The organism is Paracoccus sp. M683 (assembly GCF_007096355.1).
Lineage (GTDB): Bacteria > Pseudomonadota > Alphaproteobacteria > Rhodobacterales > Rhodobacteraceae > Paracoccus.
In genome coordinates, this window is the sequence record NZ_VKDF01000018.1 from 32053 (window position 1) to 42196 (window position 10144).

A 10144-nucleotide genomic window follows, 5' to 3' on the forward strand; every position below is an offset into this window, starting at 1 on the left:
AGGTGGATTCCAATAACTGGCCAGGGTGGATTCCGGTCGGGAATCCACCTCGCCAAGATCGTGATTTGGCAAGCACATGACTTGTAACGACTTTTTGTCTGATGGCATTCGGGGTGGCTTCCAAGTGGATTCCCCGGTGAGGAATCCAGTCGCTAGCGAACTGCCGCGCTGCGCCCCCCCGCATACGTTCAGCGCCCGGGAGGAACCATAGGAGGGGGGAGCGGTCGTCAATGACCGGCGTGCGCGCCAGCGGCAATGCCGTAGTCAAATCGGTGCATGAAGTACTGGAATATGGCGTCTGTCTTTTGTGAAAGCGCATCGTCGTCATACTTGGAAGCCGGAAGTCCCGTCCGGTCATCGTAAAGCAGATCGTAGATCTCTTGGCGAAGTCCGTCACGGGTGCTTTGCTTTTGGAAGAGATCCTGAACCTCCTCCATTCGGCGCTGGATCGCCTGCAGGATTTCGACAGATACAGATTTGATCTGTCGGATTTCTTCTTTCGACAAATCATCCCGCATCAGCAGGTCAAAGACCGGCTTCTGCTCCTGTGTCAGGCCCAGCGCGACGTGACTTTGCGCCTCCTCCTCGAGGTCGGCCGCGATCCGCATCAGCGCTTCGAAGGTCGCCTCGATCGTGTTCTTGTCCTTTTCCTTGTTGTACTCCGTCACAATCGTGTCGAAGCGATCCTGGAAATCGGTCAAGGTTGGATTGGCGGCCAGCATCTTTGCCAGTCGCTCCTGAAGAACCGTCCGCAGATCCTGCACGTCGCTGGCAGGGCGCTCGCTCTTTGCAAATTCCCTTCGAAGCAGTTCGAAATTGACCTTCGAGATGTCGAAGACCCGCTCGCCCTCGCTGTCAGGCCGGATGTCTATGGCCTCCGCCACGATTGCGTTCAGCTTCTGGATGATCGCTGACGTATCAGCGGCCATCTTGTCGTCTTGGAGCGAACTGTAGATGTAGTTGATCGCCTGATAGTCGGCCTTGAAGGTCTCGACCTTCGCGAAGGTCAGGCAGGACTTGTATTTGCGAAACACCGCCCGTGCCGCGATTTCGAAGCGCTTCCGGGACTCGTCATTGGAGTTGATGAATTCCTTGGCATCTTTGAGCGCCTTTAGCTTCTTGAAGCCATCTTCCACGTGCAGCCGTTCTAGGCCGAAGCCATCCGCCCGCAGGCCTTCGCGCACGATCTGGATGGCCTCTGCAAGCTCGGCAAGAAGGGCCTCCTCCGGGTTCAACGGATCAACGGTCGGCTCGTCCTCGCCACCGCCCATCGGTCCACTGCCTCCGGTGTGGCCCGCGAACGTTGCCAGCGCCTTCCGCAGGTTCTTCAGGATCCCGCAATAGTCGACGATCAGACCATTGTTCTTGCCTTCCTTGACCCGATTGGCGCGGGCGATGGCCTGCATCAGCGTGTGCGCCTGCAGGGGCTTGTCTAAATACAGTGTCGACAGTGACGGCACATCGAAGCCGGTCAGCCACATCGCACAGACGATCACGATCCGGAACGGGTGGTCATCGCGCTTGAAAGCGGTTTCCACATCAAGGCGCTTTTCGACCTCCCGTCCGCCAACCACTTCCTTGACCGTGAAGCCATCTTTCATCCGCTTGCGGTGCGGGATGATGTCGAGGCCCCAGTTCTTGAACTTCTGAACCTCGCCTTGCTCGTCGCTGACAACGACGGCCATCTCGGTCTTGCGCATCCATTCGATCTGTTGGGTGCGGATCACGCGTTCCTGGTCGTCGGAGACATGAACCAGGCCCTTCTCCAGTTCCGCGATCCGGGCGGTCCAGGCTTCCGAGATGAAATCATACATCCTGACGGCCGTGACCTTGTCGATGGCGACGAACATCGCCTTGCCGCTTTCCCAGTTCGACGAAAAGTGCCACGCGAAATCCTTCGCGATATGGCGCAGGCGCGGTTCGGCCGTGACGATGTGGTATTCGCGCTTCAGGTCATCCGACAGCTTGGCCGCCACATCCGGGTCGTCGATTTCGGCATCGGCGATGGCGGCGGCCAACTTTTCGTTCAGCCCGTCGCCTGACAGACGCAGTTTGTCGCCGCGTGCGTCGTAGTAAAGCGGCAGGGTCGCTCCGTCCTCGATCGCGTCCTGAAAGTCATAGGTCGAAATGTAAGCGCCAAAGACCTTCTTCGTGACCTCATCATTCGAAAACAGCGGCGTGCCGGTGAAACCGATGAAGGCGGCATTGGGCAGCGCCTTGCGCATGTTCAGCGCCAGCGTGCCATATTGCGACCGGTGCGCCTCGTCCGTCACCACGATGATGTTGTCGCGGTCGGGATAGATGCCCGCCTTCGCCTGATCGTCGGTGAACTTCTGGATCATCCCGAAGATCACCTTCTTCTGCTGGCCCAGCAGATCGCGCAGCTCTTGCGCCGATCCGGCGCGGCAGGGGTCCTTGTCGTTGTTGGCCAGCCCCACGCTGGCGAAGGTCTTGTAGATCTGATTGTCCAGATCGGTCCGGTCCGTCAGCACCAGAAAGGTGAAATCACCGCCCAGCCGCCGATGCACCTTCTGCGTGAACAGCGCCATCGAGAAGGATTTGCCCGACCCTTGGGTGTGCCAGAACACGCCCAGCTTGCCGTCCAGCGCGCGGCGGTTGGCCACTGCATCGACCGCGCGGTTAACGCCGAGGAATTGGTGGTTCTTGGCCAAAATCTTCACCGGGCCGTTCGCGGTGTCGGCGAACAGGATGAAGTTTTCGAACAGGTCCATGAACCGCCGCTTGTCGAAGACGACGCGCAGCAGCGCCTCCATCGGCAGCAGCTCGTCGCGGCGGTCGCGCTCATCCAGCTTCAGCCAGTCCGAGAAATGGTCGTAATCCGCGCTGATCGACCCCATCTTGGCCAGCTCGCCATTGCCGAGGATGACAAAGGCGTTGAAGTGGAACAGGTGCGGGACCGTGTCCTTGTAATCCGACAGGTTCTCGGCATAGGCGCGTTTCAGGTCGCGGTCGGGGCGCTTCAGCTCGCAGAACATCAGCGGCAGGCCGTTGACGAAACCCACGATGTCGGCGCGGCGGCGGTGGGCATAGCCGCGCACCCACAGCTCGCGCACGGCGAGGAAGTCGTTGTTTTCGGGGGCGTCGAAATCGAACACCCGCAGCCGTTCGCTGCGCTGTTCGCCGTCCTGGCGGAACTTTACCCGCACTCCGTCGCGGATCAGGGCGTATTTGTCCTGGTTGATGTGCAGCAGGGATTGCGAGCCGAAGATATCGGTGATCTCGCGCAGCGCCGCCCCATAGGCCATGTCGGGCAGACCGGGGTTCAGCCGCAGCAGCGCCTCGGACAGATGGCGCGTCAGCACCACGTCCTTGTCGGACTTGCGGCCCAGCGTGCCTTCTGCCCCGAAGACCTCCTTGTTCCAGGCCATGACCACGCGCCAGCCATGCTGGGTGGCGAGGTAGTCGGCCATGGTTTTCTGGACAAGCTGATCTTCGGTGAAATCGTTCATGGGCAAAGACTACACTTAAACAGGAATGCGTCCATCCATCAGGCGCGGGAGGAGCAGGTCGCGTGCGCGGGTGAGTTGAAGGTTATAGGTTCTGAGCTTTGCGATGGTCTGAAAGCTCTTGGATGCAATTGCGTCAAACTGATCGGCAACATCGGAATATGGGCGAACCGCAGGCAAACGGTGAACCACCTTCCGATCAAGGGTCGGCACAGATGCGCCGCCATTGTATTTTTCGAGTTCCAAGCTGACCAAAAGGAAATAGCCGAGAGTTGCGGGAATACCCTTCAATTCCTTGACCCAAAGGGCGGTGTTTAACGGCCAACAGGGCGTGTCACTGATGGCAACCTGTCCCAGACTACCGGAACGCCCGGTGATGATCGCTGGCGCAGGAACCTTCGGTTCGTTGTGATAGCCGACAATACCAGTTGAGCCATAGACGGGAACGTCGCCCTCTTTACGGTCGCCAACGGGAAGATCGAAGCCCCTTTGAAGCACGAGCAAGTCTTCAACGGCACAGCGGCTCCACCCCTCCGGCAGGCCATCGACGATCTTTGTCGTCTCATGGCCGGGAAAGCAGAGGTGCACGAACCATTCGCGGTAAAGCAGCCGCGCCGCCTGTTCCAACAACCAGATCCGCCGCCGGTTGTTCTCGATCAGGTCGTCATAGGCCGAGAGTATCCCCGCGATGCGCTGTTGAGTGGGGAGCGGTGGAACAGGAACCTCAAAGTCTTTCAGCGTTCCAAGATTGATGTGCGGAACCCCAGAGGACGAGGTCATGTTTAAAATCGTGTCGACCACGTTCTGGGAGCTAAAAAAGTAGTAGTAAAAGGCTGTGTCCGCCTTTTCAGGGTCAAGGGTTGCCTTCATTTGGCTTTGTGACACGACGAACTCGCTGAAGGAGGCATCGTCGGGGATGATGGCAACCTGACCAAGAGTGCCTCGTTGGGTGAAAATCAAATCGCCCGGTCTCGCAAGATTGCTCTGAAGGTCTTTGCGCTTTTTCTCGTCCGTAACGAACACGAAGTCATCTTCTAGGATGAAGCGCCCATTGCTCATGTTCGCGCCGCGAATGACGGGCACGCCCTCATCGACGTAATCCCGCGTGGTCAGCTTTGAGCCGAAGGGGCCGCCAACCAGAGCATTCCTCGTATCAGCAGCGAGGGTTGCGAACCTCTGGATCGGCCAACTCATCCGAGCAACTCTTCAAAGTTCTTGGCGATCACCTCGGCCAGTTCCGTGGCCTCGGTGTTCAGCCCGTCCAGTTCCAGATGGATTTCGCGCAGCGCCTCTTCAAAGTCGAACTCGTCATCCTCGACCTCTGGCGCGACGCCGACATAGCGCCCCGGCGTCAGGCTGTAATCATTGGCGGCCAGTTCCGCGTGATCCACCAGCTTGACCAGCCCCTGCACATCGCGCAGCACCCCATCGGGGAAGCGCGACAGCAGCCAGTGCGCCTGCCCTTCGAAATAGCGGAACCGTTTCAGGCTGCCCGTCACCACCAGTTGCACCGAAGGATCGCCCGTCAGCGCCACACGCGCCTCTGCCACCGCCGCCAGCAGCTTTTTCCCCTCGGCCGCGACTTTCCGCACCTCGGCCGTCACGCGCTTGGCGGCGGCCTCGCTCGTCTGCGCCTCGATCTGACGGTCGCCCTTGGCCGCCAGCGCCTCTTGCGCCTTTTGCAGGAGTTTCGACATGCCGTCGATTTCCTTAATCAGTGCCTTGGCCGCATCGCCCACCGGCTGCATCACCGACAGCCGCGCATTCAGCGTGGCGATCTCAGCAGGCGCAGCGATCAGGTTTGCGGCCGCCGTGGCGAAGGCGTCGCAATCCGCGCGCAGGCGCTGCGCGGCCTCGGTCACGGTGGCATCGTCCAGATGCGTGGCGAAAAAGGCCGCGCAGGCATCAACCGCCGCCAGCAGGTCGGTGAAATCCGCCCCTTCAGCCTCGGTCCGCGCGGTTTCCAGATAGTCCTGCACAAGGGCGGTGAAGCGGTCAGTCTGCCCGCGATACAGCCAGGTGATCGCCGTCAGGTTGCGCATCTGTTCGGGCAAAAAGTCATAGACCTTGCGCGTGACCTTGCGGAACACATGCCGCGCGTCCAGCATCAGCACCTTGTCGCGCAGGTGGTCGGGCTTGGCCTTGTCGAAGAACCACAGCTCGCACGGCACGGTGCGGGTGTAGAAGAAGTTGCCCCGGATCGCGATCATGATGTCGACATCGCCGGTCTTGACCAGCGCCTGACGGACATCGGCCTCTTTCCCGCCCGCGGAGGAGGCCTGCGAGGACATGACGATCCCCGCCCGACCGCGCGGCGACAGGTAGGAATGGAAGAACGACATCCAGATGTAGTTGCCGTTCGACACCTTGCCGCCCTTGTTGACGCCGGGCAGGCCGAAGGACAGGCGTTTGTCGTCCTTCATCTTTTCGGCGTCGATCTCGTCGACGTTGAAGGGCGGGTTGGCCATCACATAGTCGAAGGGGCCGTGGTCCTTGTGGGGGTCTTCGTAGTAGCTGATCGCCTTCTGGATATCGCCCTCCAGCCCGTGAACGGCGAGGTTCATCTTGGCCAGCCGGATGGTCGTGGGGTTCTTTTCCATCCCGTAGAAGGTCAGGCGTTCGTTCGGGTTGGCCTTCTGCATTTCCACGAAATGCGCCGACTGCACGAACATGCCACCAGACCCGCAGGCGGGGTCGATCACCTTGCCGCGTGCGGGTTCGATTACGTTGACGATGGTTTCGACGATGCTGACCGGGGTGAAGAATTCGCCGTTGTCATGGGCCTTCTGGTCGGCGAACTGGGTCAGGAAGTATTCGTAAATGCGGCCGAACACGTCGCCATCAGCCCTTTGCAGCGCCGGGTCATTGAAGATGCGCAGGACCTGGCGCAGGACTTCGTCGTCCAGTTCCGCGTATTCCTGCTTGGGCAGCAAGCCTTTCAGCGTCTCGTAATCGCCCTCGATGCTCTCCATAGCAGCGATCAGGGCGGTCGCGGCACTCTGACCCTCAGGCAGGCTAACGAGAATGTCGAACTGGGCTTCCGGGCGAAGGTAGATGGAACCGCGGCGGGAGAAGTCTTCCTTGGTCAGGTCACGGACGACGCCGCCCCGGCTTGGCAAGGTGGGGATGATCTCGTCCCGCACCTTCAGGAACCGGGAATAGGCGTGGCGCAGGAAGATCAGGCCCATGACGGGCATGAAGTATTCATTGCTGGCAAAGTTCGAGTTCGCGCGAAGGGTGTCCGCCGAACCCCAGAGGCGTTTTTCAATGTTGCTGATCTGCTCCAAGGAGCGCCCCCTTCAATTCTTGCGGTACGTCCAAGCTATAACCTGTGATTGCGCCAAGGCGCCAGTCTGAGCGGGGCCATTCACGCGCTGATTCAAGTGTTTGGGTGGATCGCGTGGCGCAACTTGGCCTTTGCGGCGATTCAAGGCAGCGGACGTGCGCCTTCACCAGGCGCTTTGCTCTGCATCCAGATACGCGCGCAGGTCGACCAGGTCACTGATCTCACCGCGCATCATCATGTCCAACGCACAGCGTCCCTCGAATGCTTCGTTGGGCAGGCGGATCCATGCGTAGCCCCTGTCCGGCTCAGTGAAGATCGTGCGCAGCGCGATGTGGATCCCCATCAGAGTGGCCATCCGGGAGCGCAAGTCACGGCCAATTCGGCCGACGTCGCCAGCCTTCCTGCGTGCCCATGTGCGCGAAGACAGGTCGCCGAGCAGCACGCGCGCCTCTGCATCTGTCAGGTGCCAGGCGCGGAACAGATTGACGGTCGCGCGCGCCAAGGCCGCAGCCTCATCGTCGGTTATGACCGAATAACCAGCTCGTGCCATCTTCGAAGAAACCGCTGCAAATCGCATCGCACCTTCCCATTTGCCCTCACCATGATCGACGGATCGCCTTTGGCAAGGCTTGAGCTCCTGTGTTGCGCCCTGGGCCGCAAACTGTGCTGCGCCCTCGCTGGTGACTCGCCACCATCAATCACGTAGGGTCTCGAAAACATGAGAAATCTGGAGCCACTGCATGAAAGCTGCCGAAACCCGCGTCGACCGATTCTTGGCCAGTAGCGAGACAGCTTTCGCCATCCCCGTCTACCAGCGGAACTACGACTGGACCCGGGTGCAGTGCCAGCAGCTGTTCAACGATATCCTGGCAATCGGCGCGGACGAGAGCCAGTCTGGGCACTTCATCGGCAGCATCGTCTACGTCCACGACGACGTCTACACGGCTTCCGGCCTTCGCGAGCTGACGATCATCGACGGGCAGCAACGCCTGACCACCCTGACGTTGATTTTCATAGCGCTCTATCGGCACGCTATGGCGACGGGGAAGGACCAACAAGCCCAGCGGATCTTCAAAACCTATCTGATCAATGAGTTCGCAGACGACACAGAGAAGCTGAAGCTGAAGCCCACAGATAATAACAAAGTCGCCTTGGCCCAAATCATGGATCCGAAGGAGGCCGTTAAGGCAACAGGCTTTTCTCGGCTTATCGAAAACTTTCGCTTCTTCCAAGCGCGCATAACGGATGCCAATTTCGACGTCGTTCTCCGCGGCGTGTCGAAACTGATCTTCGTCGACATCGCACTTGATCGGCAGAAGGATAATCCGCAGCGCATCTTCGAAAGCCTGAATTCGACGGGTCTTGAGCTGTCGCAAGCTGATCTGATCAGAAATTACATTCTAATGGGTTTGCCCCGGAAAGAGCAGGAGCAGGTTTTCCGGAAGTTCTGGGAGCCTATCGAGGCGAACGCAAGGAACCGGGAGGTTAACGAGAGCCGAGTGTCGGATTTCATTCGTGATTTTCTGACTCTGAAGCAGAAGGATATTCCGAACAAGGGGGCAGTCTATGCCAAGTTCAAGGAACGCTACCCAGTGCCGAACTCGGCCGACCTTATGGATGCCCTCGAAGAGTTGCGCGAATTCTCTCATGTCTACGCGCGCCTGCTGAACCCTGACCTTGAAAGCGACCCCGAGATCCGACGCGAGCTGGGCTACATCCGGACGCTGGAGGTCAACGTGGCCTTCCCGTTTCTGATGCCAGTCTATCGGGATTTCACCGCCGGGATCATCTCCCGCGATGTGTTCGCGGCCGTTCTGCGGCTAGTGCAGAGCTATGTCTGGCGCCGGTTCATCCTCAGCCTTCCGACAAACGCCTTGAACAAGATTTTTATGAGTTTGTACGACCGCGTGGACCCAGCAGAATATCTGGTGTCGATCGAGCGTTCCTTGATGCAACGCGGCGGCAGCCAGCGTTTCCCGCGGGACGCTGAGGTAATCGCGATGTTGCGGGAGAAGGACATCTACAGCACGAAAAGCCGGACGAGGACATACTTCTTCGACCGCGTGGAAAACCACAACAACAGGGAACTGGTGGACGTCACGGTTCCTGGTATCACCGTCGAGCATATCTTCCCGCAGAACCCGGAGCCTGCATGGCGAAGTGCTCTGGCCGCTGACGAGTACGGCTTGCTCAGCGAAAAGTATCTCAACACGATTGGGAACCTCACGCTGTCCGGAAACAACGGCCGGTTGGGGAACAAACTCTTCGTCGATAAGCGGGACATGAACGAAGACGGTGGCGAACAAGGCTACCGGTTCAGTCGCCTTTGGCTCAACCGCGACCTTCAGGTCCTCGACGGATGGGGCGTGAAGCAGGTCGAAGCGCGCGCGGATCGAATCGCAAAACGCTTTCTGGAGGTCTGGCCCGCGCCGTCTATCGAAGTCGTCGCAGAGACGAACGGAGACGAGATCAACATTTTCGATGCGGAAGAGCCTCGGTTCAAGCGCCTGGAGTATGCGGTCTTCCTCGGTGCCCGCTTGAACGTGACGCAGGTCGCAAAGCTGTATGTCGAGGTGCTGGAACAGCTTCTGGTGCTTCAGCCCGATGCGTTTCAAGGCACCAAGCTTGGTGAACGGATACAGCTGACGTCCGAGCCTGATACGTTGCGGCAAGCCGTTCGGGTGGCGGAGGGGTATTTTGTCGAGGGCAATATCGACTCCACCAACAAGTTTGAAAGAATGAAGTTGGCTCTGTCCGAGTTGGGGATGGAAGAGGAGCTTTTCATCAAGTTCGCGTAGGCGGTGACACTGGTTCGGGTTGCGAACGCAGCCAAGGCCGCGCCTTCGGCATCGCCCCTGTCACCTCGACCTCTCGCAGCATCCCGCCCGCGATAAGCCCGTCCCGAACCCAGCCCAGCGCCTGCCGCCAGTCGTCATATCCCCGCCGGGCGGCCTCGATCTGCTGCGGGTGGGGGGAGAATGTGACCGGGCAGGCGAGGATGTCGATTGTCTTCCAAGTGGCGCGCGCATTCGCGCCGCGCACGCGGATGCGTTCGACGCCCACGATGATGGTTCCCGCATGCGTGCCATGCTGGTTCTGCTTGACGATGCTCGGCACGCAGCGCGGGACGGCGCCGGGCATCCAGTCCGGGGTCAGCCCGGCGCGGGCAAGTTCGGCGACGCGGATCGCCATTCGCTTGCCGCCGAGGTTGTCGGGGATCCCGGCCACGGTGGCGGCGATCACCTCGGCGTCCTCGTGCGTGGTAAGCGTCGCCTGTGCCCCACCTTCCGCATTTTCACGTGACCTGAGATTTCGCGCCTGATGGAGATTGGGCGGGAGTTTCGCGATGGCGACTACGGTGGAGTTTCTCAGGGACTATGGGGTGGACATC

General features: G+C 59.8%; 5 protein-coding genes and 1 pseudogene. 1 reads left to right on the forward strand and 5 read right to left on the reverse strand.

Annotation, left to right across the window (positions count from 1 at the left end):
* Positions 1–227: 227 nt before the first annotated feature.
* From FNJ84_RS19670 to FNJ84_RS19685, 4 genes are all read right to left on the reverse strand, one after another.
* The gene (locus FNJ84_RS19670) at positions 228–3470 is read right to left on the reverse strand and encodes a type I restriction endonuclease subunit R (RefSeq protein ID WP_143794889.1); all 3243 of its coding nucleotides are present in this window, start codon (positions 3468–3470) and stop codon (positions 228–230) included.
* 15 nt (positions 3471–3485) lie between these two features.
* Positions 3486–4661, reverse strand: coding sequence for a restriction endonuclease subunit S (locus tag FNJ84_RS19675; RefSeq protein ID WP_143794890.1), 1176 nt, complete (start codon positions 4659–4661; stop codon positions 3486–3488).
* Positions 4658–6754 (reverse strand): N-6 DNA methylase, encoded by a 2097-nt coding sequence (locus tag FNJ84_RS19680; protein WP_143794891.1) that lies wholly within the window; start codon positions 6752–6754, stop codon positions 4658–4660. The genes FNJ84_RS19675 and FNJ84_RS19680 overlap by 4 nt, the downstream gene beginning before the upstream one ends.
* Before the next feature lie 162 nt (positions 6755–6916).
* The gene (locus FNJ84_RS19685) at positions 6917–7303 is read right to left on the reverse strand and encodes an MbcA/ParS/Xre antitoxin family protein (protein WP_255471316.1); all 387 of its coding nucleotides are present in this window, start codon (positions 7301–7303) and stop codon (positions 6917–6919) included.
* 190 nt (positions 7304–7493) lie between these two features.
* Between FNJ84_RS19685 and FNJ84_RS19690 the strand changes: the two genes are divergently transcribed.
* Positions 7494–9551: a DUF262 domain-containing protein gene (locus FNJ84_RS19690; RefSeq protein ID WP_143794893.1), complete on the forward strand. Its 2058-nt coding sequence runs from the start codon at positions 7494–7496 to the stop codon at positions 9549–9551.
* On the opposite strand, the pseudogene FNJ84_RS19695 reads toward FNJ84_RS19690, so the two are convergent.
* Positions 9538–10014: pseudogene (locus tag FNJ84_RS19695) on the reverse strand (hypothetical protein); the annotation flags it as partial. The gene FNJ84_RS19690 and the pseudogene FNJ84_RS19695 overlap by 14 nt on opposite strands.
* Positions 10015–10144 lie beyond the last annotated feature (130 nt).

Coding starts and splice junctions, on each gene's coding strand:
- FNJ84_RS19670 (WP_143794889.1), bottom strand. CDS start 3,470: ATGAACGATTTCACCGAAGATCAGCTTGTCCAGAAAACCATGGCCGAC.
- FNJ84_RS19675 (WP_143794890.1), bottom strand. CDS start 4,661: ATGAGTTGGCCGATCCAGAGGTTCGCAACCCTCGCTGCTGATACGAGG.
- FNJ84_RS19685 (WP_255471316.1), bottom strand. CDS start 7,303: ATGGCACGAGCTGGTTATTCGGTCATAACCGACGATGAGGCTGCGGCC.
- FNJ84_RS19690 (WP_143794893.1), top strand. CDS start 7,494: ATGAAAGCTGCCGAAACCCGCGTCGACCGATTCTTGGCCAGTAGCGAG.